The 26,567-nt window shown below is 59.9% G+C and carries 28 protein-coding genes; 17 read left to right on the plus strand and 11 right to left on the minus strand.

The annotated features are described in order from the left end of the window. Positions 1-47: 47 nt before the first annotated feature. Entirely contained in the window at positions 48-512 is a 465-nt protein-coding gene (locus AC1DIH_RS19905; RefSeq protein ID WP_427533534.1) for an outer membrane lipoprotein, read from the minus strand. A 168-nt stretch (positions 513-680) separates the two neighbouring features. On the opposite strand from AC1DIH_RS19905, the gene AC1DIH_RS19910 reads away from it, so the two are divergent. Beyond that, positions 681-917, plus strand: a complete 237-nt coding sequence (locus tag AC1DIH_RS19910; protein ID WP_427533533.1) for a hypothetical protein — start codon at positions 681-683, stop codon at positions 915-917. 5 nt (positions 918-922) lie between these two features. On the opposite strand, the gene pdxH is transcribed toward AC1DIH_RS19910, so the two are convergent. From pdxH to dinG, 5 genes are all read right to left on the minus strand, one after another. Then, positions 923-1,570, minus strand: a complete 648-nt coding sequence (gene pdxH / locus AC1DIH_RS19915) for a pyridoxamine 5'-phosphate oxidase (RefSeq protein ID WP_054596003.1) — start codon at positions 1,568-1,570, stop codon at positions 923-925. Between the two features lie 39 nt (positions 1,571-1,609). Beyond that, positions 1,610-2,644, minus strand: coding sequence for an OmpA family protein (locus AC1DIH_RS19920; protein ID WP_427536890.1), 1,035 nt, complete (start codon positions 2,642-2,644; stop codon positions 1,610-1,612). 143 nt (positions 2,645-2,787) lie between these two features. Further along, the gene (locus tag AC1DIH_RS19925) at positions 2,788-3,933 is read right to left on the minus strand and encodes a serine hydrolase domain-containing protein (protein ID WP_477773052.1); all 1,146 of its coding nucleotides are present in this window, start codon (positions 3,931-3,933) and stop codon (positions 2,788-2,790) included. Between the two features lie 103 nt (positions 3,934-4,036). Beyond that, a complete protein-coding gene (locus AC1DIH_RS19930) occupies positions 4,037-6,424 on the minus strand; it encodes a beta-galactosidase (protein ID WP_477772993.1) in 2,388 nt (795 codons plus the stop codon). Between the two features lie 94 nt (positions 6,425-6,518). After that, positions 6,519-8,663, minus strand: a complete 2,145-nt coding sequence (gene dinG, locus AC1DIH_RS19935; protein WP_019692164.1) for an ATP-dependent DNA helicase DinG — start codon at positions 8,661-8,663, stop codon at positions 6,519-6,521. Between the two features lie 99 nt (positions 8,664-8,762). On the opposite strand from dinG, the gene AC1DIH_RS19940 reads away from it, so the two are divergent. Then, positions 8,763-9,227 carry a CopD family protein gene (locus AC1DIH_RS19940; protein WP_019692163.1) on the plus strand — a complete coding sequence of 155 codons (465 nt, stop codon included), beginning with the start codon at positions 8,763-8,765 and terminating at the stop codon, positions 9,225-9,227. A 68-nt stretch (positions 9,228-9,295) separates the two neighbouring features. On the opposite strand, the gene AC1DIH_RS19945 is transcribed toward AC1DIH_RS19940, so the two are convergent. Continuing rightward, entirely contained in the window at positions 9,296-10,054 is a 759-nt protein-coding gene (locus AC1DIH_RS19945; RefSeq protein ID WP_477772994.1) for a collagen-like protein, read from the minus strand. After that, positions 10,047-10,325 carry a DUF1145 domain-containing protein gene (locus AC1DIH_RS19950; protein ID WP_477772995.1) on the minus strand — a complete coding sequence of 93 codons (279 nt, stop codon included), beginning with the start codon at positions 10,323-10,325 and terminating at the stop codon, positions 10,047-10,049. Before AC1DIH_RS19950 ends, AC1DIH_RS19945 begins: the two co-directional genes overlap by 8 nt. A 253-nt stretch (positions 10,326-10,578) precedes the next feature. On the opposite strand from AC1DIH_RS19950, the gene AC1DIH_RS19955 reads away from it, so the two are divergent. Genes AC1DIH_RS19955 through AC1DIH_RS19970 form a run of 4 tightly spaced genes read left to right on the plus strand, consistent with a single transcriptional unit; the run spans position 10,579 to position 12,303 of the window. Then, positions 10,579-11,076 (plus strand): DUF6231 family protein, encoded by a 498-nt coding sequence (locus tag AC1DIH_RS19955; RefSeq protein WP_477772996.1) that lies wholly within the window; start codon positions 10,579-10,581, stop codon positions 11,074-11,076. Positions 11,077-11,080: 4 nt separating this feature from the next. Next, the gene (locus tag AC1DIH_RS19960; RefSeq protein ID WP_054595996.1) at positions 11,081-11,557 is read left to right on the plus strand and encodes a YchJ family protein; all 477 of its coding nucleotides are present in this window, start codon (positions 11,081-11,083) and stop codon (positions 11,555-11,557) included. A gap of 45 nt (positions 11,558-11,602) precedes the next feature. Beyond that, positions 11,603-12,088, plus strand: coding sequence for an LEA/WHy family protein (locus AC1DIH_RS19965; protein WP_477772997.1), 486 nt, complete (start codon positions 11,603-11,605; stop codon positions 12,086-12,088). 5 nt (positions 12,089-12,093) lie between these two features. Further along, positions 12,094-12,303 carry an SEC-C metal-binding domain-containing protein gene (locus AC1DIH_RS19970; protein ID WP_007906737.1) on the plus strand — a complete coding sequence of 70 codons (210 nt, stop codon included), beginning with the start codon at positions 12,094-12,096 and terminating at the stop codon, positions 12,301-12,303. Positions 12,304-12,420: 117 nt separating this feature from the next. On the opposite strand, the gene AC1DIH_RS19975 is transcribed toward AC1DIH_RS19970, so the two are convergent. Then, positions 12,421-12,978, minus strand: a complete 558-nt coding sequence (locus tag AC1DIH_RS19975; RefSeq protein ID WP_477772998.1) for a cysteine hydrolase family protein — start codon at positions 12,976-12,978, stop codon at positions 12,421-12,423. A gap of 209 nt (positions 12,979-13,187) precedes the next feature. On the opposite strand from AC1DIH_RS19975, the gene AC1DIH_RS19980 reads away from it, so the two are divergent. The 6 genes from AC1DIH_RS19980 to AC1DIH_RS20005 all read left to right on the plus strand — a co-directional run bounded on the left by AC1DIH_RS19980 (position 13,188) and on the right by AC1DIH_RS20005 (position 20,063). Then, the gene (locus tag AC1DIH_RS19980) at positions 13,188-15,638 is read left to right on the plus strand and encodes a penicillin acylase family protein (RefSeq protein ID WP_477772999.1); all 2,451 of its coding nucleotides are present in this window, start codon (positions 13,188-13,190) and stop codon (positions 15,636-15,638) included. A gap of 241 nt (positions 15,639-15,879) precedes the next feature. After that, positions 15,880-16,659 carry a transporter substrate-binding domain-containing protein gene (locus tag AC1DIH_RS19985; RefSeq protein WP_054595992.1) on the plus strand — a complete coding sequence of 260 codons (780 nt, stop codon included), beginning with the start codon at positions 15,880-15,882 and terminating at the stop codon, positions 16,657-16,659. 59 nt (positions 16,660-16,718) lie between these two features. Next, complete coding sequence (locus AC1DIH_RS19990; RefSeq protein WP_427533518.1) at positions 16,719-17,447, plus strand: ABC transporter permease; 729 nt, start codon at positions 16,719-16,721, stop codon at positions 17,445-17,447. Then, complete coding sequence (locus tag AC1DIH_RS19995; protein WP_477769275.1) at positions 17,444-18,154, plus strand: ABC transporter permease; 711 nt, start codon at positions 17,444-17,446, stop codon at positions 18,152-18,154. The genes AC1DIH_RS19990 and AC1DIH_RS19995 overlap by 4 nt, the downstream gene beginning before the upstream one ends. A gap of 12 nt (positions 18,155-18,166) precedes the next feature. After that, positions 18,167-19,285 carry a succinylglutamate desuccinylase/aspartoacylase family protein gene (locus AC1DIH_RS20000; protein ID WP_103315462.1) on the plus strand — a complete coding sequence of 373 codons (1,119 nt, stop codon included), beginning with the start codon at positions 18,167-18,169 and terminating at the stop codon, positions 19,283-19,285. 13 nt (positions 19,286-19,298) lie between these two features. Continuing rightward, the gene (locus AC1DIH_RS20005) at positions 19,299-20,063 is read left to right on the plus strand and encodes an ABC transporter ATP-binding protein (RefSeq protein WP_019692151.1); all 765 of its coding nucleotides are present in this window, start codon (positions 19,299-19,301) and stop codon (positions 20,061-20,063) included. A 56-nt stretch (positions 20,064-20,119) separates the two neighbouring features. On the opposite strand, the gene AC1DIH_RS20010 is transcribed toward AC1DIH_RS20005, so the two are convergent. Both AC1DIH_RS20010 and dcd read right to left on the minus strand, forming a co-directional pair. Next, on the minus strand, positions 20,120-20,338 hold the full coding sequence (locus AC1DIH_RS20010) for a hypothetical protein (protein ID WP_216740978.1): 219 nt from the start codon (positions 20,336-20,338) through the stop codon (positions 20,120-20,122). Between the two features lie 107 nt (positions 20,339-20,445). Then, complete coding sequence (gene dcd / locus AC1DIH_RS20015; protein WP_477773000.1) at positions 20,446-21,012, minus strand: dCTP deaminase; 567 nt, start codon at positions 21,010-21,012, stop codon at positions 20,446-20,448. Between the two features lie 353 nt (positions 21,013-21,365). Here dcd and AC1DIH_RS20020 point away from each other — a divergent pair, with 353 nt between their 5' ends. The 5 genes from AC1DIH_RS20020 to AC1DIH_RS20040 all read left to right on the plus strand — a co-directional run bounded on the left by AC1DIH_RS20020 (position 21,366) and on the right by AC1DIH_RS20040 (position 26,504). Continuing rightward, a complete protein-coding gene (locus tag AC1DIH_RS20020; protein WP_002554837.1) occupies positions 21,366-21,575 on the plus strand; it encodes a cold-shock protein in 210 nt (69 codons plus the stop codon). Positions 21,576-21,771: 196 nt separating this feature from the next. After that, entirely contained in the window at positions 21,772-22,086 is a 315-nt protein-coding gene (locus tag AC1DIH_RS20025) for an MGMT family protein (RefSeq protein WP_477773053.1), read from the plus strand. A 43-nt stretch (positions 22,087-22,129) separates the two neighbouring features. After that, positions 22,130-23,692 (plus strand): AmpG family muropeptide MFS transporter, encoded by a 1,563-nt coding sequence (locus AC1DIH_RS20030; protein ID WP_477773001.1) that lies wholly within the window; start codon positions 22,130-22,132, stop codon positions 23,690-23,692. Positions 23,693-23,817: 125 nt separating this feature from the next. Further along, positions 23,818-25,533 (plus strand): proline--tRNA ligase, encoded by a 1,716-nt coding sequence (locus tag AC1DIH_RS20035; RefSeq protein WP_477773002.1) that lies wholly within the window; start codon positions 23,818-23,820, stop codon positions 25,531-25,533. A gap of 17 nt (positions 25,534-25,550) precedes the next feature. Then, on the plus strand, positions 25,551-26,504 hold the full coding sequence (locus AC1DIH_RS20040) for a hypothetical protein (RefSeq protein ID WP_477773003.1): 954 nt from the start codon (positions 25,551-25,553) through the stop codon (positions 26,502-26,504). Positions 26,505-26,567: the final 63 nt, after the last annotated feature.

Below are 26,567 nucleotides of genomic sequence, written 5' to 3' on the forward strand. Positions count from 1 at the left end.
ACCCCGACCAGTTACCTGATCGGGGTTTTGTTTTAACCGCGTAAAACTTAGTGCGAAACGCGGCTGGTGCCACCGACGGTGGAGATACGCACACGTTCGCCAACACGGAATACTTCGTTTGGCTGAACTTCCTGAACGTAGGCGCGCATGCTGCCGTCGTCTTCGCGAACGGTGATTTCCACGCCTTGGGTACGGGTCACGCCTTCTTCGATGGCAGAACCCGCCAGGCCGCCGGCCACTGCACCGATCACTGCTGCGACGATGCTGCCTTTGCCGCCACCCACGGAGCTGCCGGCAACGCCGCCAACGGCCGCACCGGCTACGCCGCCGATCGGGGTTTTGGTGCCTTCGATTTTCACCGGACGCAGGGATTCGATGGTACCCATACGGATCGTCTGCACCCGACGTGCTTCGTCGCGGGAGTAGGAGTCACCGGTCAGGTTCGATTGGCAACCAGTGAGCAACATCGCCATCGTAGAAAAAGAAGCAACCAGCAAAACAGACTTGCGCATAGCATCAACTCCAAAGGACAGGTATTCATTAAACTCCGCAGCTTGACGCCTGTCACGGCACCGCCCGGATAAAATTGGTTTCATTCAGGTGCAGTACAGTCGCACTTGAGAACTCATCACACAGTAGCGCCAAATTCCAGAATCTGCGCCATTGCATCAAGGATTTCCATGGATTACTTCATCATTGTCGCCACCACCGTTGCCGGGCTGTACTTCCATTGGTGGCTGTACGTACGGATCAAACGCTGGATGGACCGTGATCTGGCGCTGGCACTTGCCGGCAATGACGAGCGGAAAAAGGCGTTCATGCTGCAACAATTGGCCATGGCCCGGCAGCAGAATATCAAACGTCGGGACCTGCCACAGTGGCTGGAGGCGGCGGCTGCCACCTACCCCACTGTGTAGCCGGTTTACGGTGCCAGGCGCTCGCGACTCCAGTCCGCGCCTTGCAGACGATAGTTCAGACGGTCATGCAAACGACTCGCCCGACCTTGCCAGAACTCGATGCGTTCTGGCAACAAACGATAGCCGCCCCAATGTTCCGGGCAATGCGGCTGGCTATCGCTGAAGCGCTGTTCAGTGACTTTGAGCAGCCCTTCCAACTCGGCACGATCGGCAATCACCTGACTCTGCGGAGACGCCCAGGCCCCCAGGCGACTGCCCAGCGGCCGTACCTGGAAATAGGCATCGGACTCCTGCGGCGTAACCTTCACCACCCGCCCCTCGATACGCACCTGGCGCTCCAGGGTCGGCCAGAAGAAGGTCATGGCAGCAAACGGATTGCCCGCCAGCTGCTGACCCTTGGCACTGTCGTAGTTGGTGAAGAAGGTAAAACCCTGATCATCAAGCCCCTTGAGCAACAGGATCCGGCAATGCGGGCGACCGTCCTGATCAACCGTGGCCAGGGTCATGGCATTCGCCTCGACCGGAGGTTGTTCGGTATTTACCGCCTCGGCAAACCACTGATGAAACAGCGCGAATGGCTCGGCCGGGGCCTGAGCCTCGGTCAAACCATCGCGAGTGTAGTCACGACGCATATCAGCCAAAGTCCGGGGCATAGCGTTTTCCTTGTGCTTGATCAGTCAGTTGCTGGCCGATTACTGGCCGCTGGTGCTTTTTTCTGCAGTGTCCGCTTTGGCTGCAGCTGGCTTCTTGGCCGGCTGTTTTTTGGCCGGAGCTTTCTTCGCCGGAGCCTTTTTCGAGACAGCGCCTTTCTTCTTCGACGTTGCTTTTTTCGCGGCCACAGCTGGCGCTGCGGGCTTGGCGGGCTGCGCTGCAACCATTTCCACCGGTGGTGGGGTCGGCTGGCTGTACTTGTTCAGCAATGCCAGCATGGTGGTGCGCTGGGTCAGCATGATTTCCACGCGACGGTTCAAGGCACGGCCCTGGGCGCTGTCATTGGCGGCGCGCGGCATCAAGCTGCCCATGCCACGCAACATCAGACGATCACGCTTCAAACCACTGAGGCTGAAGATCGACGCAACGGAAGTCGCACGGTCCTTGCTCAGTTGTTGAGCGTCGGAAGTTGTGCCCACAGCGTCGCCGTGGCCAAGTACCAGGACGGCAGCCTGGTTGTCGGGCTCAACCAGCTTGGCGATCTTGGTGAACTGCCCCAGGGACGACGGCAGCAGCATGGCTGGACGTTTCGGGTTGAAAGAGTCATCCACTGGCACTACGACCACCAGTACGTTCTCACGACGTTCAACCTGCATGTGGCCGTCCTGGACCGCAGACCGCAAGCGTGGCTCGTAGCTGTCCAGCCAGGCCTGGGTGATTTTCGGATCAGGCATTGGCACATCTTTGATGTCGGCCTTAGTGATAGCCTTTGGCTGGTCGCCGAACGGCCACCACCATTTGCTTTCGCTATCGGCTTTGGCTGCTGCGGCAGCTGAAGAGCCTGGAACTGTAGCCGGCGTAGTTGGCGCAGCAGCACTTGCGGTCGATTTGGCCTTGGCGGCAGCAGCGTCTTCAGCGGCCTTCGCGTCAGGTTTGGCAGCGGCTTTGTCCGTAACCTTGTCCGAACCGGAACCGAATGACCACCAGTGGCCCCCGTCTGCATCATTTTGTGGGGTTTGCGCGCAACCGGTAATGCTGAGACACAGTGCCAAGGCTAGAGATTTGTTCAGTGACATGGGGATATCCACAAAATGAGATAAGAAGCTGTGGGCCGCTACGACCCGTATAAAACAGACGCTTTGAAACTATAGAAGCCACAGGGTTCCGTCCTGCGACCATTGGGCAAGTTTTTTTCAAAAAAATGCCTTGAAGCTACCCTTTACAGACAAGCGGCTAAAACCCGCACAAGCTTCTGCGCACGTGGGTCCATCAACACGTATGGCCCAAGGGTATTGGTCACAAAACCGAAGGCCACATCATGTTCCGGGTCAGCGAAACCGATGGAGCCACCAGCACCCGGATGACCAAACGCTCGAGGGCCGAGGCCGAAGGTCGCGTTGGGTACGTCCGGTTGATCGAGCATACAACCCAGACCGAAACGGGTCCGGGTCAGTAAAGTCTTGTCTTCGCCCAGGCTGTGCTCGCGAGTCAGTTCCTGGAGCATTTCGCTTTCCAGCAGGCTGCCATCGAGCAGACCGCTGTAGAACCCGGCCAGGCTGCGGGCATTGCCGTGGCCATTCGCTGCCGGTTGTTGCATACGACGCCATTCGGGCTTGTTGGTACTGGTCATGATCGATGGCGGGTTGGTAAACGCCAGAGTGGTCATGGCCTTCGGCTCACGCATCGTCACTTGCAACAAGCGTTGCGCCGCCGCATCGCCGACATTGCCCTTGCCACGCGCGATGTGCGCCACACGATGGAACTCTTCATCCGCCAGGCCGACATGGAAATCCAGCCCCAGCGGTCGCGCAACACGCGCCACGATCGACTCGCCCGGACTACGGCCATCGGCGCGGCGCAGCAATTCCCCAACCAGCCAGCCATAAGTGATCGCCGCATAACCATGGCCTTCACCGGGCGTCCACCAAGGGGCTTCGGCGGCCAGCGCGTCAACCATGGTTTGCCAGTTGTAGAGTGCCTCTGGTGGCAGCAATTCGCGCAAGGCCGGCAGACCGGCCTGATGGCAGAGCAACTGACGCAAGGTGATCGCTTCCTTGCCGGCAGCGGCGAACTCCGGCCAATACCTGGCGACCGGGGCATCGAGCTGCAACTTGCCTTCGGCGACCAGTTGCAGGGCGGTCACCGCGGTAAAGGTCTTGGTGCAGGAGAACAGGTTGGCAATGGTGTCGCTGTGCCAAGCCTCGTGACCGTCCTTGTCGGCAGTACCGGCCCAGAGATCGAGGACGGTTTCACCGCCGATTTGAATGCACAGTGCCGCGCCACGTTCCTGGGGATCGTCGAAGAGTGCCGCGAAAGCTTCACGCACCGCTTCAAATTTAAGCTCGTAATGACCTTGAATCAGCACCCGTAACTCTCCGAAAAAACGTTTCGACACAATGACCTGCATTGTTCCAGCCCTTGAGGGATTTGGGAACAGGGGCGGGCCGTGAACCTCGTAATCTCAGGCTTTAATGACCATTGGCCGAATGCCCACCTGCATGGCCTGCCCCCTGCCCTGCGCCCTTGCTGTCGCGACCTTTTTTCCCACCTGCGTCGTCATGACTGGCACTCTCGGCTTTATCCGCCGCAGCCTTGGCCTTCCCGGCTTCTTTACCGAGCTGATCGACGGCCTGCAAGTTGGCCTTGCGCACGCTCTCGACAAAGCCCTGGAACGGTAGATCGGTAATCCCGACCAGACCGAAATGGCCGTTTTCACCGTCCAGCAGACGACCGCTCACCGGTTGATCGAGGTACTGGAACCAATGCACGCCGACAATCGACGGCTCACTCACCGCTTGCTTGACGAAATTGGCGTAGGCCGGCCCACGGTCTTCTTCCTTCGCCAGCTCCGTCACACCGCCCCAGAACGGACCGCGATCACGCGAACCGAAGTTGAACTCGGTGATCAGCACCGGTTTGTCCAACGCCTTTAGCTTGGCGAAGTCATAACCGTCCTGAGGTTTGAGCGTGTACATGTTGAAGCTCAGGACGTCGCAGTACTGCGCGCAAGACTCGACTGCCTCAGGTGTGCTGGTGGCAAACCGACCACCGAGCAGCAGGTGGTTGGGGGCGTGCCATTTCAACGAATCGGCAATGGTCTTGAAGTAAGTGTCGGCGAAAACTTTCTGGAAATATTTGAAGTCGGCTTCAATTTCCGGGTGCTCCGCACTTGGCAGCGGTGGCACAAAACCCGGGTCTTCCATCAATTCCCAGGCCGGCAAGTCAATGCCCCAGGCTTTCGACAGGCCCGCCTGGTTACGGTATTTATCCCGCAGTTGCTTGAGGAACGCCCGTTTGGCCGGCACATCGGTGGTCATTTTCAAGGTGCCGTATGCCAAGGCATAGCGGGCCTTCGGGTCATCGCCGGGACCGGCCCAGGCCAGTTCGTTATCGGCGAAGTAACCGATCAGCCATGGGTCGTCACGGTGATCGCGTGCAGCAATGGCCACGGCACGCTCGGTGGCCATGGCGAAACGCGGGTCGAACGGATCGGGCATGCCGCCCCACCAGTCGGTGCCGGTGCTGATGCTGGCGTAATCGCCGACGATGGACAGCGGCAAGGTGTACGGCACACGGTCATTCAAGCCCAGCGCCGGAGCGCTCCAGTCGCCGATGGTGTTGAAACCCCAGGCTTGCAGGCGGTCGAGTGTATGGCCGGTCCAGCGTTTTTCGTCGAACGTGTGGGAGGCGCACGGGGTTGTGGCGGTTTCGGCCTTGGCTTCATCAGCCTTGGTTTCAGTCACAACCGCACATGGTTGACCATAAGTGCGCTGCAGGTTGGCACCGTAGAAGTCATACCAGCGACCGGCATTGAACCCGCGCCCCTGATCGGCACCATTGCCACTGCGGTTGTCGCCCTCACCGTAATGGCCGGCCAATGGCTCGTCGTTAGCGGGCAACGACTCGAACATGGCTTCGCGCCCGGCGACGTAGGTCTGGCTGGTATCGGCGGTGACCGTATTGACCCCCAGGGAATAGAACGGGTGACCTTCCGGGGTCACCAGATACCAGCGACCGTCACGCTTTTCAGTGCGAAAGAAGCCACTGGCCTTGAAGGCCGGGCCTTTGCTCCAGCCACCGAACCTGTCCAAAGACGAACGCTGGCGCTCGGCCAGCCAGGTTTTCAGTTGCTGTTGTTCTTTATTGGCCGCGGCTTTGAGCTGCTCGTCGCTGGCGACTTTTTCCGGCCATTTCGCTCGCGTGGACTGACCATAAGCGTCCACTAACGAACCGTAGGCGGCCTTGACCACCGCGTCGCCGTCCTGCACGCCAAAGCGCTCAAGCATGATGCTCTGGGCGACTTTTGGCTGATCCATCGACAGTGTCACCGACACCACTTGGCTGCGATCCAGTTCACCCGTGCTGCTGGCCAGCAATACACGCTGGCCTTCAACAGTGATCGGCATTGGCGGCCCGGCTTTCAGGCCCTGGCTCAACGGCGAGCTCGGTGTCAGCGGAACCAGCAAGGTTTGCGCAGGCCCGGCCGGCAAATCGATGCGGCTGACCAGGGTCTTGCCGTCGTTACTCTGGATTTTCACGTAGAGCGTCACAGGCCAGTTCATCGCACTCTGGATACGCAGGCTCATGACGCCAGACTGCGACCAGTCCCAGGCGCCGCTTTGCGGAGTCAGGCGCAGGTTCGGTTGCGCCGCCGGGTTGAAGGTCACCCGGCGCAGCACTTCACCTTCGGCCGTTTGCTCCGCATTGGACTGCGGCAGGCTGGCGTCCTGAGTCGCCACCTGGACCACATCGGCGGGCCGGACAAAGTTGAACAGCGTCTGTTGTCCAGCCGGAGCCGCCAACAGTGGCGCAGCGAACATCAGGGCAAAAACAGCGGGTAACGAACGGCGAATCATATGAACCAGGTTCTCCCTAACGACCGGTGAACGGCCTGTGTGGAATCGGTGAAGGGGGATAGACAACGAAGTGGGCGATTTCGCCCACCGTGTCTCAAGATATTTCGCGGCGAAACGGCGGCAGCGCGTTGAGGATAGCTTTGCCGTAGCGTTGCGTGACCAGACGCCGGTCAAGCAAGGTGATGGTGCCGCGATCTTCTTCGGTACGCAGCAGGCGCCCGCAAGCCTGAACCAGCTTGAGCGAGGCGTCGGGCACCGAGATTTCCATGAACGGATTACCGCCCCGGGCTTCGATCCATTCAGCCAGCGCGGCTTCGACCGGATCGTCCGGGACCGAGAACGGGATCTTGGCGATCACCACGTGCTCACAGTAAGCACCCGGCAAGTCGACGCCCTCGGCGAAACTCGCCAGGCCGAACAGCACACTGGAGTCACCGCCATCAACCCGCGCCTTGTGCTTGTTCAGGGTTTCCTGCTTCGACAGGTTGCCTTGAATGAACACTTGCTTGCGCCAGTCGCGGTCCAGGCCGTCGAACACGTCCTGCATCTGTTTGCGTGAAGAGAACAGCACCAGTGTGCCGCGCGAGCCTTCGACCAGTTCCGGCAGGTCACGAATGATCGCCGCGGTGTGCGCGGCCGCGTCCCGTGGGTCGGCGCGCAGGTCCGGCACCCGCAGCACGCCGGCATCGGCATGATGGAACGGGCTCGGCACCACCGCCGTCACGGCCTTTTTCGGCAGGCCGGCGCGCATGCGGAAACGGTCGAAGGTGCCCAGTGCGGTCAAGGTGGCCGAGGTCACCAGTGCACCGTAAGCCACATTCCACAGGTTGCGTCGGAGCATTTCCGCCGCCAGGATCGGGCTGGCGTTGACCTCGATATCGAACAGCGAACCGCTTTCGGCCAGGGTCAGCCAGCGCGCCATCGGCGGGTTGTCTTCCGGGTCTTCGGCGGTGAACGCGGTCCACAGCTCCCAGTTGCCCTGGGAACGGGACAGCAGGCTGCCAAACAGCGGATACCACTCTTCCGCCTGATTGCTGGCGATGCCGATGTTGACCTCGCCATCCATGCCTTCCTTGAGCAGCTCGGTGAGCCGGGTAAAGACATCGGTCAGGCGGGCAAAGCCTTTCTTCAGCTCGACGCCCATCTCGCGCATATGCTCGGGAATCACCCCGCCAACGAAACGATGACGCGGCCGTTCACGGCCCTCGACGTCTTCGCCGGGCTTGAATTCGGCAACCTGTTCGCAGGCGGTGAACATGAACTGCTGCTGGGTCTTGATCTCTCGCGCCAGCTCCGGCACTTGTTCGATCAGCTTGCCCAGATCGCCCGGCAGCGGGTGCTGGGCCAGCAACTTGGTGAGGTTCTTGGCGGTCGTTTCCAGCCAGTCGGCGGTGGAACGCAAACGCGTGTAATGGGCGAAGTGGCCGATCGCCTTGTCCGGCAGGTGATGGCCTTCGTCGAACACGTAGATGGTGTCGCGCGGGTCGGGCAGGACGGCACCGCCGCCCAACGCCAGGTCGGCGAGGACCATGTCGTGGTTGGTGACGATCACGTCAACCTTGCCCATGCCTTCGCGGGCCTTGTAGAAGGCGCACTGACCGAAGTTGGGGCAATGACGGTTGGTGCACTGGCTATGATCGGTGGTCAGGCGCGCCCAGTCCGCATCTTCAAGGGCGGTGGACCAACTGTCGCGGTCACCGTCCCATTTATTGCCGGCAAGCTTTTCGATCATGCTGGTAAACAGCTTCTGACTGGCTTCATCGACCTCGATCTTGAAGCCTTCTTCTTCGAATAGCTGCGCGGTAGCGGTTTGCGCGTGGCCCTCCTGCAACAACATGTCGAGCTTGGACAGGCACATGTAGCGGCCACGACCCTTGGCCAGCGCAAAGCTGAAGTTCAGCCCGCTGTTGCGCATCAGGTCCGGCAGGTCCTTGTAGACGATCTGTTCCTGCAGGGCGACGGTTGCGGTAGCGATCACCAGGCGTTTGCCGGCGGCCTTGGCAGTCGGAATCGCCGCCAGGCTGTAGGCCACGGTTTTCCCGGTACCGGTGCCGGCTTCCACCGCGACAATCGCGGGGTCGCCACTGCGCCGGCCTTCGTCGTCGGTGTCGATGTCACCGAGGACCTTGGCAATTTCGGCGATCATCAGGCGCTGGCCGTAACGCGGCTTGAGGCTCTTGGCTTCGAGAAAACGCGAGTAGGCGCCCTGGATCGTGGTTTTGAGTTCAGTGCTGATCATGGATTGTCGGGCGCAAAAAACGCTGGATAAATTTTCAGTGGTTCGGTTCGGCGGCTATCATACCCCGCTAATTAATCCCGCGCAGAACGGAGTACCCCAATGACACCTTTCGCCCTCATTTATACCCTGCATGTACTGGCGGCCCTGATCTGGGTCGGCGGCATGTTTTTCGCCTGGATGGTCCTGCGCCCCGCCGCCATGAAGGCACTTGAAGGGCCTGCGCGATTGAAGCTGTGGGTAGAAGTGTTTCAACGTTTTTTTGTCTGGGTCTGGGTCGCCGTGGTGATCTTGCCGATCAGTGGTGTCGGGCTGATTCATCTGCGCTTCAGCGGTTTTGAAACCGCGCCGCGTTACGTGCAGATCATGATGGGGCTGTACCTGGTGATGACTGCGCTGTTTATCCGCATTCAGGCGCTGAATCTGCCGGAGTTGCGTAAAGCGGTGCTGGCCGAGGATTGGCCGACGGGTGCCGCGACGCTGGGCAAGATTCGGCGTCTGGTGGGGATCAATCTGTCGCTGGGATTGTTGCTGGTGGCGGTGGCTTCGGCTCGGCCGATGTTCTAAGGATTTCCCCTCGTAGCAKCTGGCGAAGCCAGCTGCTACGGGTCGGGTCGTGCGCCCCTTGCCAGTCGTTACAACCGCTGTACCGTCACGGCACCTGCCGCGCCGGCAGGACCTGGCTGACCTTGCGCACCTGCGCGACCGCTTTTGCCGCCGTCGGCACGGTAGACGAAACAACCCTTGGCCTTTCCACCTGCGCCTGGCTTGCCACCGGCACCGGCCACGCCGCCGGCGCCACCGTCGACCAGCACCTTGATCTGCCGGGCCGGGTAATCACGCGGCAATTCCACCCGGACCTGCGCGCCCGGCGCCCCGGCATGACCATCGCCACCATTATCGCCATCCGCCCCATGCCCGGCCTGGCCCCACGTGCAGCCCGGCTCCTGGCCGTTGCCGCCATCGAGCCCCACGTAACCCGGCGCACCGGCGCCGCCACGGGCATCCACCGACAACTCGGGCGCGTTCAGCGAGGCAATCCGCAGATTCAGGTTGCGCCCGGCGCGGGCGGCCTTGAGGTAGGTGCCCGGTGCGCCTCGCGAGGTGATCTGGCTGCCACTGGCAAGCTGCGCACGACTGATATTGAGTTGCAGAGGCTGTTCGCTGGGGACGATCGCAATCCGTGCCTCACGACCCAGACGCAACTCGCCGACGCTCAGTTCGGTCACGTTGGAGGGGATCAGCAGTGTGCCATTATCGGCGACTTCCAGGCGTTCCAGCTGCAAAGTGCTGGTGGTATTGGGCAAACGCAGCAGCGAGTTGGTCTCGACCGTGACCACTTGAGCCATCGCCATCGGGCTGATCAAGGCGGCGAGCAGGCAGAGCTTACGCATGGCGAACCTCCCCGGCGGCAGGGGCTGCAAGTGTTTGCACATGGAAAATACCGACAATCAGGATCTGCAAGCGATCACGCCACGGATGAGCCCGCTCTTTAAGGTTGCGGTTAAAGAGCACCAGCTCCACAACATGGGTCATCAGCAACAGGCAGCCAATCAGATTGATCATCAGATGAAACGGATTGATCAACGGGCTGATCAGATTGACCAGCACTACCAGCCAGAACAACAGGGTCAAACCCTTCCCCAAGCCCCAAAGCACCTTCATGTACGCCCCCCGCAGATCATTATTCTTTGCGCGCACAGTACCGACTTCCGCAACGGATAAGCCAGAGGCCAACGAAAATTCTTCTGAACGGGCGGTTTAGAGCGTCGCAACCGTCGACCAGCGGTCCATGACACGTTCGACTCCATGGCTTTTCGCCGCCTATTTACACCAGGCCTCGCCATTGTCGGCAAACCGCCTCTAGGCCCGCACGTTCGGGCAGGCTAGTCTTCGCACATCTGATAGAGGATCTTCGATGACCGCAGGTATTTCTTCGCGCACGCCCCAGCAAGCACTCGCTGCCTTGCTCGACCGTTATGCGCCACAACGTCTGTTGCTGATCGGCGCCAGCGACTTCCCCGCGCTCCAAGCGTTCAAGCTCGCGCACCCGGATGCCTGCGTCGCGCAAGTCGCGCCCGGCCCTCTGCCACCAGAGCTTGCCGCACAACGCTTCGACCTGGCGCTGGCACTCGACTGCCTTGAGCATCTGCCCAAACGCGATGGCCTGAACCTGCTCGGCGGGATACGCAATCTCAACGCCAGCCGCATCGCAGTGTTGGCGGACCTGAAAGCCTGCGGCTGGCAAGAAACCGACTTCTTTTCCCTGGCACTGCAGGCCAGCGAACGCTTCCAGCGTGACGAACAGGTCCTGACACTCTTTACCTACGATCTGCTTGACTACAAACAAGTGCCTGACTGGCTCAATTCACGGTTCTGGGCCAATCCGGAAAACTTCGGAAAATACTGGTGGTAACACAATGAGTACGTCCATTTGCCCGTGCGGCAGTGGCACCCTGCTGGATGCCTGCTGCGGCCACTACCACGCCGGCCACCCCGCACCGTGTGCCGAAGCCTTGATGCGTTCGCGCTACAGCGCCTATGTGCTGGGCCTGATCGACTATCTGGTGGCCACCACCCTGCCCGCCCAACAGGCAGGCCTGGATCGTCAGTCGATCAGCGAATGGAGCGCGCAAAGCACCTGGCTCGGCCTTGAGGTGGAAAGCTCCGAGGTCTTCGGCGGTCAGCCCGAACATGCATTCGTCACCTTCACCGCACGCTGGCACGACAGCACCGGCGAGCACAGCCACCGCGAACGCTCATCCTTTGTGCAAAACGCCGGGCGCTGGTACTTCATCGACCCGACCGTGCAGCTCAAGGCCGGGCGCAATGACGCATGCCCCTGCGCCAGCGGGCAGAAATTCAAGAAGTGTTGTGCGAGTTATTTCACCGTTTGAGGCGATCTTTTGGGGCTAGACTGGGGGTCAAGGAGAAATACCACCATGACCCATCAGCAACGCGCCTTACGAATTGTCACCCTGTTCATGTTCCTGAGCCTCGGTGGCTGCGCGTCCTGGTTCGCTGATGACAGCCTCGACCCGCAAGTCCATCTGCTCAAAGTCGAAGTGGTGCGCGCCAAACTCCTTGAGCAGAAATTCATGCTCTACTTTCGCGTCGACAACCCCAACGACTCCAGTCTTACGGTTCGCGGCCTGGAGTACCGGATTCATTTAAGCGAGTTCCTGCTGGCCGAAGGCGAGGCCAGCGAATGGTTCACCGTCGACCCGAAAAGCAGCAGCTATTTCCAGGTGCCGATCCGCACCAACCTCTGGCAACACCTGCGTGAGGTGGTAAAAATGCTGAAGAAACGCGACCAGCCGATCCCCTATCGCCTGGAAGGAACGCTTCAAACCGGAATATTCATCGGCAATGACGTGCACCTGGCCAATAATGGCGAGATAATTCCCGGCGATTTTATTCCGGAGTAACCTCGATGACCCAGCAACCCCATGTCCATGGCCCTGACTGCAACCACGATCATGACCATCACGACCACCATGATCACGACCATGGCCATGTTCACGGCCCGAACTGCGGCCACGCTCACCAGGAGCCGGTGCGCAACGCGTTGAAAGACGTTGGCCGCAACGACCCTTGCCCATGCGGCAATGGCAAGAAGTTCAAGAAGTGCCACGGCGCTTGATTTTCTAGCCGCACGCATCTCTTTGTTGGAGCGTGGCTTGCCCGCGACATTCGATAACGCGGTCTGCCTGATGTACCGAGGCGCCCCTTTCGCGGGCAAGCCACGCTCCCACAGGTTTTAATCAGCCATCAGAATCTCGGCAGTGCGAACCACCGTCGCATATTCCCCGTGCAGATTGCCCAGCGACATGGCGTGCACCTCCTGCGCCGAATGCTGGTTGCCGAAGAAATCGAGCTTGTCGAAGGTGTAGCAGGCGTCTTCCACGACCCAGGTTTCAAACCCCAAATTGCCCGCCGTACGCGCCGTCGACTCGACCGAGTTATGGGTCGCCACGCCGACAATGATCAGTTGCTCGATCCCCGCCTCACGCAAACCCGCTGCAAGCGTCGTCCCGCTGAACGCATCGGGGACCTGTTTCTGGATCACGCGCTCGCCCGAAAGCGGTTCGAACCGTTCCTGAAACTCGACACCCGACTGCTGCGGCCAGAACACCGATTCCGGCGAGCGGGACAAGTGCTGCACATGAATCACCGGCCGCGCCATGCGCCGCCATTCGCTCAACAACTCGGCCATCCGTTCCTCGGCGCCTGGATTGTTGCGCGGTCCCAGTTTGGGGTGGTGAATGCCTTTTTGTTGATCGATCAGGATCAACGCTGCGTTGGCGTGAAGTTCCATGGCGATTTTTCTCCTGGCGAACCATCGAAATCCCGACACTTGAGCACCACCTTTTCCAATAGGCAAGTCATGGAACGGTAACCCTGCGCGTCAAATTCTTTGTTTTATCGGACAAACCTTGAAATAAGATCGGCACCCGCTTGCGCGGCCTTCTCCTGCTCACTAACGTAGCGCCTTTATTGCGCCTCTACTCCCGCAGGAGCTTTGCCATGGCCTCGCCAGCCTTTACATCTTTTCTTCCCCGGTTCGGCGTTGCCGCAGCAGTGGCCAGTGTGCTCAGCCTCACCGGTTGCCAGACCTGGAATGCCCAGGACAGCCTGCCCCCCACCGCAGGCGTGCAGCCGCTCAAAGGATTGGCGCAGAACGTTTCAGTGCGGCGCAATGCCATGGGCGTGCCGCTGATCGAAAGCAGCACCTTCCACGACGCACTGTTCACCCTCGGCTACGTACACGCCAGTGATCGCATCACCCAGATGGTCACCCTGCGCCTGCTGGCCCAGGGCCGACTGTCGGAGATGTCCGGCGCAGAGATGCTCGACGCTGACCGCTACATGCGTGCAGTCAACCTGAAGAAAAGTGCCGACGAGCTCTACAAGGCCTCCTCCCCCCGCCTGCAACGCTTTTTCGAAGTCTATGCACGCGGGGTCAACGCCTACCTGTTCCGCTATCGCGACAAGTTGCCGTCGGACCTGGCCACCACTGGCTACAAACCTGAATACTGGAAGCCGGAAGATTCGGCGCTGATTTTCTGCCTGCTGAACTTCAGCCAGTCAGCCAACCTGCCGCAAGAAATCGCTTCGTTGGTGATGGCGCAAACCGTCTCCACAGACAAACTCGCGTGGCTGTCGCCGTCCTATCCAGACGAAAAGCTGCCGCTCGCCGAAGCTGAAAAGCTTAAAGGCGTGAAGCTCAACGGTACGATCCCGGGCCTGAGCGAACTCAGCAAAGCCGGCGACCAGTTGTCCACATTGAATCTGCTCGGCGCCACGGCGTCGAACAACTGGGCGATTGCCCCGCAGCGCAGTCGCAGTGGCAAGAGCCTGCTGGCCAGCGACAGCCAATTGCCGATTGGCGTGCCGTCGTTGTGGAACTACGTGCAGATCCGTTCGCCGAAGTACCAGGCGGCCGGGGTTTCCATTGCAGGCCTTCCGATGATCCTCGCCGGTTTCAACGGCAAAGTGGCATGGAGCATGACCGCGGTCATGGGCGATAACCAGGACCTGTTTCTTGAAAAGCTCAAGCGTCAAGGCAATGGCCTGAGCTACGAAGTCGCTGGCAAATGGCAACCGGTGACGGTTCGCAACGAAACCTACTTCGTCAAAGGCCAGCGGCCGATTCGCGAAGCCGTGTACGAAACCCGTCACGGCCCGTTGCTCAACAGCGCCCAAGGCACTGCACTGGGCAATGGTTTCGGTCTGGCGTTGCAGATGCCGAACTTTACCGACGACAAGAGCCTCGACGCCTTCTTCGACCTGTCCCGTGCACAGAGCGCAGAGAGAGCCTCGGACGCCAGCCGTGAAATCCGCGCTATCGCGCTGAACATGCTGTTCGCCGACGCCAGCCACATCGGCTGGCAAGTCACCGGGCGCTTCCCGAACCGCCGCGAAGGCGAAGGTGGGTTGCCATCGCCGGGCTGGGAAGGTCGTTACGACTGGGACGGTTACGCCGACCCGATGCTCCACCCTTATGACCAGGACCCGGCCCAAGGCTGGATCGGCACCGCCAACCAGCGGGTTATCCCTCATGGTTACGGCATGCAGCTGTCCAACTCCTGGGCCGCGCCCGAGCGTGGCGAGCGCATCGCCGAGCTGGCGGCAGCAGGCAAGCACGACATCCGCAGCATGATCGCGATGCAGTACGACCAGACCACGCTGTTCGCCGCAAAACTGAAAAAGATGTTTGAAGCCCCGGGCATGTCCCAGCCACTCAAACAGGCGATCGACGCACTGCCGGCTGCCGAAGCCGGCAAAGCGCGCGAAGCTTACAACCGCTTGATGGCGTTCGACGGCAAGCTCAGCCCGACTTCGGCCGACGCAGCGATCTATGAACTGTTCCTGCAAGAAAGCATGAAGCAGATCTTCCTCGACGAGCTCGGCCCAGAGTCCAGCCCGACGTGGAAAGCCTTCGTCGCCAACGGCAAATTGTCCTACTCGGCCCAGGCCGACCATTTGCTGGGTCGCGAAGACAGCCCGTTCTGGGACGACATCCGCACACCGCAAAAAGAAGACAAACCGACCATTCTCGCCCGCAGCCTGGCCGCGGCCATCACGGCCGGCGAGAGCCAGATGGGCAGCGATCACAAAGCCTGGCAGTGGGGCAAACTGCACCACTACGAATGGAAAAACAGCCGAGGCCAGACCGTGCGCGGCGCCATGTCGGCCGGAGGTGACCACACCACGCTGAATGCTGCCGCCTACACCTGGGGTCAGGATTTCAACGTGACGCTGGTGCCGGCGATGCGTTTCATTGTCGACTTCGGCCAGGCCGAACCGCTGATGGGCCAGAGCGGCACCGGCCAATCCGGCAACCCGGCCAGCCCGAACTATATCGACAGCATCGACCCGTGGCTCAAAGGCCAATACATGAGCTTGCCGATGCAACCGCAGAATTTTGACAAGGTGTATGGCAAAACACGGCTGACCTTGGTGCCGGGTAAGTAACACGAGGGTGATCTGTGACAAGGCAGCTTGCTTGCGCGCCACAGATCGCTCTACTTTGGTGCGGCAAATTGTTAACGCCCGTTTTCGGGCACGATTCCTCTCCAGACGTGTCTTGAATCATCTTTTAAAACGCTTGTTCGGGACTCTGGTTCGGAAATTGCTACTTTCATAAGGTCTTACGCTGTCCAGTAACAATAATTTCGCGCCACAAGCGCTCAAATTGGTTCTTAGGGATTTAATAATGAAAAAAGCATTGCTGACCCTTTCTGCACTGGCGTTGTGCATGGCCGCTGGTTCCGCACTGGCCAAGGAATACAAAGAACTGCGTTTTGGTGTTGACCCTTCCTACGCTCCGTTCGAGTCCAAAGCGGCCGACGGCAGCCTGGTGGGCTTCGACATCGATCTGGGCAACGCGATCTGCGCCGAGCTGAAGGTCAAGTGCAAATGGGTCGAAAGCGATTTCGACGGTATGATTCCGGGCCTCAAGGCCAATAAATTCGACGGCGTGATCTCGTCGATGACCGTCACCGAAGCCCGCGAAAAAGTCATCGACTTCTCCAGCGAGCTGTTCTCCGGCCCTACCGCACTGGTCTACAAGAAAGGCTCCGGCATTTCTGACGTAGCCTCGCTCAAGGGTAAAAAGGTCGGCTACGAGCAAGGCACCATCCAGGAAGCCTACGCCAAGGCCGTGCTGGACAAGGCTGGCGTGACCACTCAGGCCTACGCCAACCAGGACCAGGTCTACGCCGACCTGACTTCCGGTCGTCTGGACGCCTCGATCCAGGACATGCTGCAAGCCGAACTGGGCTTCTTGAAGTCGCCACAAGGCGCAGCTTATGAAGTCAGCAAGCCGGTCAACGATCCTTTGCTGCCAGCCAAAACAGCTGTCGGTATCTCGAAAGGTAACAAAGAGCTCAAAGCCCTTCTCGATAAAGGTATCAAAGCGTTACACGATGATGGCACCTACGCGACCATTCAAAAGAAACACTTTGGTGATCTGAATCTGTACAGCGGCAAGTAAGGCCCCGGCGCCCATCCTCGTGATGGGCGCTTTTTTCACGTTATCAGGTCGCAGATTTTATGTTTGAACAGCTGTTACAAAACCTCGGGCTTTCCGCCTTCAGCCTGCAGGGCTTTGGTCCGCTGCTGATGCAAGGCACCTGGATGACCATCAAATTATCGGTGTTGTCGCTGCTGGTGGCCGTGTTGCTCGGCCTGCTCGGCGCCACTGCCAAACTCTCCAGCGTCAAACTGCTACGAGTTCCCGCCCAGGTCTACACCACCCTGATTCGCGGCGTGCCGGACCTCGTACTGATGCTGCTGATTTTCTACAGCCTGCAAACCTGGCTGACCTCCCTTACCGACCTGATGGAATGGGAGTACATCGAAATCAACCCGTTCAGCGCCGGGGTCATCACCCTGGGCTTCATCTATGGCGCGTATTTCACCGAGACCTTTCGCGGCGCGATCCTCGCCGTCCCACGGGGTCAGGTCGAAGCCGCCACAGCTTATGGCCTCAAGCGCGGTCAGCGGTTTCGCTTCGTGGTGTTCCCGCAGATGATGCGCTTCGCCCTGCCGGGCATTGGCAATAACTGGATGGTGATGCTCAAGGCCACCGCGCTGGTGTCGATCATCGGCCTGGCGGACCTGGTCAAGGCTGCTCAGGACGCCGGTAAAAGCTCCTATCAACTGTTTTACTTCCTGGTGCTGGCCGCCTTGATTTACCTGCTGATCACCAGCGCTTCGAACTTTGTCCTGCGCAGGCTTGAACGCCGTTATGCCGCCGGTGCCCGGGAGGCCGTACGATGATCGAACTTCTACAGGACTACTGGAGACCGTTCCTTTACACCGACGGTTACCACATCACTGGTCTGGCGATGACCATGTGGCTGCTCAGCGCCTCGATCTTCATCGGTTTCCTGGTGTCGATTCCGCTGTCGATTGCCCGGGTTTCCAGCAAGCTCTACGTGCGCTGGCCGGTTCAGTTCTACACCTACCTGTTTCGCGGTACGCCGCTGTATATCCAGTTGCTGATCTGCTACACCGGGATCTACAGCCTGGCCGCAGTCCGTGCGCAGCCAGTGCTCGATGCGTTCTTTCGCGATGCGATGAACTGCACCATCCTCGCCTTTGCCCTGAACACCTGCGCCTACACCACGGAGATTTTCGCCGGGGCGATTCGCAGCATGAACCACGGTGAAGTCGAAGCCGCCAAAGCCTATGGCCTGACGGGCTGGAAGTTGTACGCCTACGTGATCATGCCATCGGCCCTGCGCCGCTCGTTGCCGTACTACAGCAACGAAGTGATCCTGATGCTGCACTCGACCACTGTCGCCTTCACCGCCACCGTCCCGGACGTTCTGAAAGTGGCTCGCGACGCCAACTCGGCGACCTTTCTGACCTTCCAGTCGTTCGGCATTGCCGCGCTGATTTACCTGACCGTCACCTTTGCGCTGGTCGGCCTGTTCCGACTGGCCGAACGCCGATGGCTGGCGTTCCTCGGGCCGACTCACTAGGATTTTTTGCAAATGCGCCACCAGATCCATGACCTGCTTGCCCCACTGCCGGGCACTGCACGACAGATCCACAGCTTCCACTTCGGCCCGACCCAGGCCAAAGGCAAGATCTACATCCAGTCCTCGCTGCATGCCGACGAAATGCCCGGCATGCTGGTGGCCTGGCACCTCAAGCTGCGCCTGGCCGAGCTCGAAGCCGCCGGCCGTCTGCGCAGCGAGATCGTGCTGGTGCCCGTGGCCAACCCGATTGGCCTCGAACAAGTGCTGATGGACGTGCCACTGGGCCGCTACGAACTGGAAAGCGGACAGAACTTCAACCGCTGGTTCGTTGACCTCGGTGAAGAAGTCGGCAACGAGATCGAAGGGCAACTCAATGACGACCCGCAACACAACCTTGAGTTGATCCGTAGCAGCCTGCGCAATGCGCTGGCTCGGCAAACCGCCCGCACCCAACTGCAATCCCAGCGCCTGACCCTGCAAACACTGGCCTGCGATGCCGACATGGTGCTGGACCTGCATTGTGATTTCGAAGCCGTCGCGCACCTGTACACCACGCCCGAGGCCTGGCCGCAAGTCGAGCCACTGGCGCGCTACATCGGCGCCGAAGCCAGCCTGCTGGCCACCGACTCCGGCGGTCATTCGTTCGACGAATGTTTCACCCTGGTCTGGTGGCAAATGCAGGAGCGCTTCGGTGAGCACTTCGACATTCCGCTGGGCAGCTTCTCGGTGACCGTCGAATTGCGCGGTCAAGGCGACGTCAATCATCCGCTGGCCAGCCTCGACTGCCAGGCGCTGATCGACTACCTGATTCATTTCGGCGCAATCGAAGGTGAAGCCGCGCCCTTGCCCGAACTGCCCTACCCCGCCACGCCACTGGCCGCAGTAGAACCGGTTGCAACCCCGGTTGGCGGCTTGCTGGTGTACCACGTGCTGCCGGGCGAGTACCTGGAGGCCGGACAACTGATCGCCGAAATCATCGACCCGATCGGCGACCGTGTGACCCCGGTTCACTGCGCCAACGCCGGCTTGCTCTACGCCCGTTCGACCCGCCGAATGGCCACCGCAGGCATGGTGATCGCCCATGTTGCCGGGCTCGAAGCCTATCGCACCGGCTACCTACTTTCGCCTTGAGGATGCATGCCCCATGTACAAACTGACCATCGAAGGCCTGCATAAATGCTACGGCACTCATGAAGTGCTCAAAGGCGTTTCGCTCAAGGCCAAGACCGGTGACGTGATCAGCCTGATCGGCGCCAGCGGCTCGGGCAAAAGCACCTTTTTGCGCTGCATCAACTTTCTCGAACAACCCAACGACGGCGCCATGAGCCTGGACGGTCAAGCGATCCGCATGATCAAAGACCCCCATGGCATGCGGGTGGCCGATGAAGCCGAGCTGCAACGAATCCGTACCCGACTGGCAATGGTGTTCCAGCACTTCAACCTGTGGAGCCACATGACGGTGCTGGAAAACATCACCATGGCCCCGCGCCGGGTGCTGGGTGTCAGCAAGAAAGACGCCGAAGATCGCGCCCGGCGTTATCTGGACAAGGTCGGCCTCGCGGCACGTGTGGCGGATCAATACCCGGCATTCCTGTCCGGCGGCCAGCAACAGCGAGTGGCTATTGCCCGCGCATTGGCGATGGAGCCGGAAGTCATGCTGTTCGACGAACCGACCTCGGCACTGGACCCTGAACTGGTGGGTGAAGTGCTCAAGGTGATCCAGGGCCTGGCCGAAGAAGGCCGGACCATGATCATGGTGACCCATGAAATGAGCTTCGCCCGCAAAGTCTCGAATCAGGTGCTGTTCCTGCATCAGGGGCTGGTAGAGGAAGAAGGCGCGCCTGAAGACGTGCTCGGCAATCCGAAAAGCGAACGCCTGAAGCAGTTCCTCAGCGGCAACCTCAAATAGCCCCGGATTCTGTGGGATCAAACCAATCTCAGGCCATTGAATTACGATGCAGGAATTCAGGCAACCGGCGCGGGAGGCGGCTTATCCGGCAAGGTGGGTTCGCCAGGCTCGCCAGGTTCGGTCGGCTGCTCGTTCGGGGTATCGGGGTCGGGCTGACCAGGGATTCCGCCGGCCTGCGTGACAGGCGGATGCGCCAGCAAAGACCAGGCCAGCAGGCCCACTTGATTGGGCTCAAGCCTTGCCAGTTCGGCACTTATTCGCGGATCGATCTTCATGAAGCACTCCTGAGCGATGGTCCGATGCGCCTTGCGCGCATCGGAGCAGTACACCCCATAGAGTGTACGCCCGCTCAGGAATTCCAACGGTTTGTCAGACGGCTGACTCAGGTACGCGGCAGGGTCACGCCACGCTGGCCCTGGTACTTGCCGCCACGGTCCTTATAAGACACTTCACACTCTTCGTCGGACTCGAAAAACAGCATCTGCGCCACGCCTTCGTTGGCGTAGATCTTCGCCGGCAACGTGKTGGTGTTCGAGAACTCCAGGGTCACGTGACCTTCCCACTCCGGTTCCAGCGGCGTCACGTTGACGATGATGCCGCAACGCGCATAGGTGCTCTTGCCCAGGCAGATCGTCAGTACATTGCGCGGAATACGGAAGAACTCGACGGTACGCGCCAGCGCGAAAGAGTTCGGCGGGATGATGCAGACATCGCTTTTGACGTCGACGAAGCTCTTCTCATCGAAGTTTTTCGGATCGACAGTCGCCGAATTGATGTTGGTGAACACCTTGAATTCATCGGCGCAACGCACGTCATAGCCGTAGCTCGATACGCCGAAGGAAATCAGCCGATCGGCACCTTCGCCACGCATCTGGCGCTCTACGAAGGGCTCGATCATGCCGTGCTCTTGCGCCATGCGGCGAATCCACTTGTCCGATTTGATGCTCATGGCGGGTGTCCTGAATAGCGAGGTGGAAAAATTCTGTCCGGCATCTTACCGGGGCGCGCCGCCGGTTCAAAGTCCGGGGCACAATTCTCGCCGATCCCCCACGATTTCCGGGCCTTCGCGGCAATACGGCGCACCGTCAGTCATGAAAACAGAGAAACCTTCGCAAAGACCATTGGCACGTTCAGGAAAAAGGGTTAAGGTGGCGCCACTGTGCTGCTTGTGTCACTGAGAATCTCTACACGATATGTTGAATTTCGATCCAACCATCTACAAGAATTTTTCCTGCTCTTTGCACTCAGTCTCGGCCAGGGTTCTTCCTGAGTCGCAGTTATCTTTGTTCAAGGAGTTACACCATGTCTAATCGCCAAACCGGTACCGTTAAGTGGTTCAACGATGAAAAAGGCTTCGGCTTCATCACCCCACAATCCGGTGACGACCTGTTCGTTCACTTCAAAGCTATCCAATCCGACGGCTTCAAAAGCCTGAAAGAAGGCCAACAGGTTTCTTTCATCGCTACCCGCGGTCAGAAAGGCATGCAAGCTGAAGAAGTTCAAGTTATCTAACTTGTCCTGATTTAGTAAAAGGCCCCGCCCTCAAAAGCGGGGCTTTTTTGTGCCCGTCTGTTTTTACCGGGCCACACCCGATTTGGCGAGATTTTCATTCGCTCACGGACGACTTACTCTGGAAGCAGCCTCAACACCCTCATCAGGAAGCGGCAACGTGACTGACCCCAACCATGAAACCGAGACCCCGGCGCAAATGCGCCGAACCACGCTCTACCTGACCCTGGCCCAGGTTCCGGAAGGCAAAGTGGTGAGTTACGGTCAACTCGCCGAACTGGCAGGCCTGGGGCGGGCCGCCCGCTGGGTGGGGCGCACATTGAGTCAGTTGCCCGGCGACACCAAGCTGCCCTGGCATCGTGTATTGGCTGCCGGCGGTCGCCTCAGTTTGCCAGCGGGAAGTCCCTCAGGCGATGAACAGCGGGCACGACTGCGCACGGAAGGTGTCAGCATCCTGAACAATCGTGTTGATATTCAGCGTCATGGCTGGCGCCCGGTAGAGCACAGCGGTTAGAGTGCGCGCTTTGTTTTCGCAATTTTGAGGCAGACTCCAGCCCATGCCCCGTAAAACCTGGCGCGCCGCGCTCGCTGCTTATGCCAGCCCCTCGACGCTCGTACTGCTGCTACTGGGTTTCGCCGCTGGCCTACCCTACATGCTGGTGTTCTCAACGCTTTCCGTCTGGCTGCGTGAGGCCGGCGTGGCCCGTGAAACGATTGGTTATGCCAGCCTGATCGGGCTGGCGTATGCGTTTAAATGGGTGTGGTCGCCACTTCTCGACCAATGGCGCCTGCCATTCCTCGGCAAACTCGGCCGACGACGCTCGTGGCTGGTCCTGGCGCAAATACTGCTGGTCCTCGGCCTGATCGGCATGGGCTTCTGCGACCCGCAAAAACACCTGTCCTGGCTGATTGCGATTGCCGTTCTGGTCGCGTTCGCCTCCGCCACCCAGGACATTGCCGTCGATGCTTATCGCCTGGAAATCGTCGACGACACGCGCCAGGCTGCACTGGCTGCCAGCTATATGTCCGGCTATCGGGTCGCGGCCCTCCTGGCGACAGCCGGCGCACTGTTCATTGCCGAAGGCTTCGGTTCCACCGGGTTCAATTACAAACACTCGGCCTGGACCGGCACCTACGCGCTGTTCGGCCTACTGATGATCCCGGCGCTAATCACCAGCCTGCTCATGCGCGAGCCACCCGTGCCGCTGCGTACCCAACTGTCCGCCGGCCGCTACAGCTTCGTGCACCAACTGGCATCGGTATTCGTACTCATCGTTTTGCTGGTGTCCGTGCCCGCGATGTTTACCCAGCTCTACAACACTGACTTCGCCAGCGTCATCAGCGGCGCCATGAGCCCACTGGACCTGCTGCTGGAAGATCGGGCATTTCTACGAGCCCTGCTCTACATCATCCTGACCAGCCTGTGCCTCTCCACCATGGGCCGCCGCGGCCTGGCCCCGGTGCTGACGCCCGTCAACGACTTCGTTGTCCGCTACCGCTGGCAGGCCTTTCTGCTGCTGGGCCTGATCGCCACCTATCGAATGTCCGACACCGTCATGGGCGTGATGGCCAACGTGTTCTACATCGACCTGGGCTTCACCAAGGATCAGATCGCCGGCGTCAGCAAGATCTTCGGCCTGATCATGACCCTGATAGGCGCCGGCATGGGCGGCCTGCTGATCGTGCGTTTCGGCATCCTGCCGATTCTGTTCATCGGCGGGTTCGCATCAGCCGCTACCAACCTGTTGTTTGTGATGCTCGCCGACATGGGCGCCAACCTGGAGATGCTGATCGTCACCATCTCCCTCGACAACTTCAGCTCGGGCATGGCTACCTCGGCCTTCGTCGCCTACCTGTCGAGCCTGACCAACCTGAAGTTTTCCGCGACCCAGTACGCCCTGCTCAGCTCGATCATGCTCCTGCTGCCGCGCCTGATCGGCGGCTACTCCGGAGTCATGGTGGAGAAATACGGCTATCACAACTTCTTCATCATCACGACCCTGCTTGGCGTGCCGACCTTGCTGCTGATTGCCCTGCACTGGTTCCAGGAAAACCGCCGCGAAGGTCCGACACCAACACCCGAGCCTGCCCAGACCACCACCGCCGTCGAAGAGTCGTAGCGCCTTGAGTGCGGAGTTTTCTCCGCACTCAAGCCACACCGCCGGCCGCAATCCTGTACGCCAGCAAATCTCGCCCGTACAATGCTTCGTCATTTCTAGTCTTCAGCAACCGACAACGGCCTACCATGCGCACCAGTCAATTTTTGCTCGCCACACAGAAAGAAACGCCTTCCGATGCGGTCGTCGTCAGCCATCAGCTGATGCTGCGCGCCGGCATGATCCGCAAACTCGCCTCCGGCCTGTACACCTGGCTGCCGATGGGCTTGCGAGTGATGCGCAAGGTCGAAGCCGTCGTTCGTGAAGAAATGAACGCCGCCGGCTCTCTCGAAGTGTTGATGCCGAGCACTCAACCGGCTGAGCTGTGGCAGGAATCCGGTCGCTGGGAAGAGTACGGCCCTGAACTGCTGCGCTTCAAGGATCGTCACGGTCGCGATTTCTGCGCCGGCCCGACTCATGAAGAAGTGATCACCGACCTGATGCGCAACGAGTTGAGCAGCTACAAGCAGCTGCCGATCAACCTGTACCAGATCCAGACCAAATTCCGTGACGAAATCCGCCCACGCTTCGGCTTGATGCGCGGTCGCGAATTCATCATGAAGGACGCCTACTCCTTCCACGCTGACCAGGCATCGCTGCAAGTCACTTACGACCGCATGCACCAGGCCTACTGCAACGTGTTCACCCGCCTGGGCCTGAAGTTCCGCCCGGTTGAAGCCGACAACGGTTCCATCGGTGGCGCCGGCTCCCACGAGTTCCACGTACTGGCCGAGTCCGGCGAAGACGACATCGTCTTCAGCAACGGTTCCGACTACGCGGCGAACATCGAGAAAGCCGAAGCCGTGCCACGAGAAACCTCGCGCGCCGCACCGACCGAAGAACTGCGACTGGTCGACACCCCGAACGCCAAGACCATTGCGCAACTGGTCGAAGGCTTCAATCTGCCAATCGAAAAAACCATCAAGACCCTGGTGGTTCACGCAGAAGAGAAAGGCAAGCTGATTGCCCTGATCATCCGTGGCGACCACGAACTGAACGAAATCAAGGCCGCCAACCAGCCTGGCGTCGCCAGCCCGCTGGTCATGGCCTCCGAAGCCGAACTGCGTGACGCCATTGGCGCCGGCGCCGGCTCCCTTGGCCCGCTGAACCTGCCACTGCCAATCATCATCGACCGTTCCGTCGAACTGATGAGCGACTTCGGCATCGGCGCCAACATCGACGACAAGCACTACTTCGGCGTGAACTGGGAGCGCGATCTGCCAGTACCGACCGTTGCCGACCTGCGTAACGTCGTGTCCGGCGACCCTAGCCCAGACGGCAAAGGCACCCTGAAAATCAAGCGCGGCATTGAAGTCGGGCACATCTTCCAGCTGGGCAACAAGTACAGCAAAGCAATGAAGTGCGAAGTGCTCGGCGAGAACGGCAAGCCGGTCACCCTGGAAATGGGTTGCTATGGCATCGGCGTGTCCCGCGTGGTGGCTGCGGCCATCGAGCAGAACAATGACGAGAAAGGCATCATCTGGAGCGACGCCCTCGCGCCCTTCCAGATCGCCCTGGTGCCTCTGCGCTACGAAACCGAGCAGGTTCGCGAAGCGACCGACAAGCTGTACGCGGAACTGACCGCTGCCGGCTTCGAAGTACTGCTGGACGATCGCGACAAGAAAACCAGCCCGGGCATCAAGTTCGCGGACATGGAGCTGATCGGCATTCCTCACCGGATCGTGGTCAGTGACCGCGGCCTTGCCGAAGGCAACCTGGAATACAAGAGCCGTACCGAGGCCGAGCCGCAAGCGCTGCCGGTCGCTGACGTACTGTCGTTCCTTCAGGCTCGTATCCGCCGCTGACACCAGATAGAGAAGTCATGTTCAAGCGAAACACCTTAAGCCTCGGTGGTGCCGCCCTGTGCGGCACCCTGTTGCTCAGCGGCTGCGCCAATCAGATGTCACAACGCAGCGAGCACGAGGAACGCATCGAGCGAAAGCTGCTCGATCACAGCCTGCAGATCGATGTCGGCGAGCCTAAGGTGCTTGAGCTGCCGCAACGCCGGGTACGGATTCACGAGCAGAAGACCTTCGAAGTCACCGAGTACGATGTCACCCGGCGCTACGATCGCTACACGCCTTACCAACCCTGGCGCAAGGTCTACGAGATTCCGCTGGGCGCGGTGGCTTTGGTGGGCGGTGTCGGCGCGAACATTGCCAACGTGTTCGCCCTCGGCAACCTGCCGGACAGCATGACCAAGGACTGGATCAGCACAGGCATTGCCGGGCTCAACCCGTTCATGAACATACAGTCCCATGGTCGCGCACAACAGAACCTGGCCGGTATCGATGAAGTCCAGCGTGATAAGCGCATGGAATATTCGAGCCTGCCATGGAGCGAGCGCCCGGTAGAGGTCAAGGCCGGCACGCAGACCTTCGAGCTCACCACTGACCGCAACGGCGTGTTGCGCCTGAATCTGCTCGACAGCCCGTTCGCGGAGCAGGACCTCAATCGTATCGGCAAGCTGCAGATTACTGTTGAAGATGCCCAGGACGATGTGCACACCGACTCGTCCCTGACGATCAGCAGCACCTTGCGCAGCAAGTTACTGGAAGCTCATACGCTGATTTACGACGACCTCGAAGACGACGAAGTGAGCCAGTGGGTACACCGGGTCAAACGCCTGTCGGAGCTGGGTCTGGAAGAAGAAGCCAGCGAGCTGGAACAAAGCCTGATCGAACTGACCCGCAACGATCCCGAGCTGCAAAGCGAGTTTCTCAAGTCGCTGACCAAGGATGCAGGGCGTTTGGTGGCGGATCCAGGGCCGAATTAAAGCTTAAAAGCATCGCGGGTATCGTGACTACACGTCTTTTCCCCCTACACCCGTAGCAGCTGC

The sequence above is a fragment of the Pseudomonas sp. 05N36 genome, assembly GCF_056397385.1.

Bases quoted from the DNA above. Each gene is read 5' to 3' on its own strand.
- AC1DIH_RS19905 (WP_427533534.1), bottom strand. From the start codon at position 512: ATGCGCAAGTCTGTTTTGCTGGTTGCTTCTTTTTCTACGATGGCGATG.
- AC1DIH_RS19910 (WP_427533533.1), top strand. From the start codon at position 681: ATGGATTACTTCATCATTGTCGCCACCACCGTTGCCGGGCTGTACTTC.
- pdxH (WP_054596003.1), bottom strand. From the start codon at position 1,570: ATGCCCCGGACTTTGGCTGATATGCGTCGTGACTACACTCGCGATGGT.
- AC1DIH_RS19920 (WP_427536890.1), bottom strand. From the start codon at position 2,644: ATGTCACTGAACAAATCTCTAGCCTTGGCACTGTGTCTCAGCATTACC.
- AC1DIH_RS19930 (WP_477772993.1), bottom strand. From the start codon at position 6,424: ATGATTCGCCGTTCGTTACCCGCTGTTTTTGCCCTGATGTTCGCTGCG.
- dinG (WP_019692164.1), bottom strand. From the start codon at position 8,663: ATGATCAGCACTGAACTCAAAACCACGATCCAGGGCGCCTACTCGCGT.
- AC1DIH_RS19940 (WP_019692163.1), top strand. From the start codon at position 8,763: ATGACACCTTTCGCCCTCATTTATACCCTGCATGTACTGGCGGCCCTG.
- AC1DIH_RS19945 (WP_477772994.1), bottom strand. From the start codon at position 10,054: ATGCGTAAGCTCTGCCTGCTCGCCGCCTTGATCAGCCCGATGGCGATG.
- AC1DIH_RS19950 (WP_477772995.1), bottom strand. From the start codon at position 10,325: ATGAAGGTGCTTTGGGGCTTGGGGAAGGGTTTGACCCTGTTGTTCTGG.
- AC1DIH_RS19955 (WP_477772996.1), top strand. From the start codon at position 10,579: ATGACCGCAGGTATTTCTTCGCGCACGCCCCAGCAAGCACTCGCTGCC.
- AC1DIH_RS19960 (WP_054595996.1), top strand. From the start codon at position 11,081: ATGAGTACGTCCATTTGCCCGTGCGGCAGTGGCACCCTGCTGGATGCC.
- AC1DIH_RS19965 (WP_477772997.1), top strand. From the start codon at position 11,603: ATGACCCATCAGCAACGCGCCTTACGAATTGTCACCCTGTTCATGTTC.
- AC1DIH_RS19970 (WP_007906737.1), top strand. From the start codon at position 12,094: ATGACCCAGCAACCCCATGTCCATGGCCCTGACTGCAACCACGATCAT.
- AC1DIH_RS19975 (WP_477772998.1), bottom strand. From the start codon at position 12,978: ATGGAACTTCACGCCAACGCAGCGTTGATCCTGATCGATCAACAAAAA.
- AC1DIH_RS19980 (WP_477772999.1), top strand. From the start codon at position 13,188: ATGGCCTCGCCAGCCTTTACATCTTTTCTTCCCCGGTTCGGCGTTGCC.
- AC1DIH_RS19985 (WP_054595992.1), top strand. From the start codon at position 15,880: ATGAAAAAAGCATTGCTGACCCTTTCTGCACTGGCGTTGTGCATGGCC.
- AC1DIH_RS19990 (WP_427533518.1), top strand. From the start codon at position 16,719: ATGTTTGAACAGCTGTTACAAAACCTCGGGCTTTCCGCCTTCAGCCTG.
- AC1DIH_RS19995 (WP_477769275.1), top strand. From the start codon at position 17,444: ATGATCGAACTTCTACAGGACTACTGGAGACCGTTCCTTTACACCGAC.
- AC1DIH_RS20000 (WP_103315462.1), top strand. From the start codon at position 18,167: ATGCGCCACCAGATCCATGACCTGCTTGCCCCACTGCCGGGCACTGCA.
- AC1DIH_RS20005 (WP_019692151.1), top strand. From the start codon at position 19,299: ATGTACAAACTGACCATCGAAGGCCTGCATAAATGCTACGGCACTCAT.
- AC1DIH_RS20010 (WP_216740978.1), bottom strand. From the start codon at position 20,338: ATGAAGATCGATCCGCGAATAAGTGCCGAACTGGCAAGGCTTGAGCCC.
- AC1DIH_RS20020 (WP_002554837.1), top strand. From the start codon at position 21,366: ATGTCTAATCGCCAAACCGGTACCGTTAAGTGGTTCAACGATGAAAAA.
- AC1DIH_RS20025 (WP_477773053.1), top strand. From the start codon at position 21,772: ATGCGCCGAACCACGCTCTACCTGACCCTGGCCCAGGTTCCGGAAGGC.
- AC1DIH_RS20030 (WP_477773001.1), top strand. From the start codon at position 22,130: ATGCCCCGTAAAACCTGGCGCGCCGCGCTCGCTGCTTATGCCAGCCCC.
- AC1DIH_RS20035 (WP_477773002.1), top strand. From the start codon at position 23,818: ATGCGCACCAGTCAATTTTTGCTCGCCACACAGAAAGAAACGCCTTCC.
- AC1DIH_RS20040 (WP_477773003.1), top strand. From the start codon at position 25,551: ATGTTCAAGCGAAACACCTTAAGCCTCGGTGGTGCCGCCCTGTGCGGC.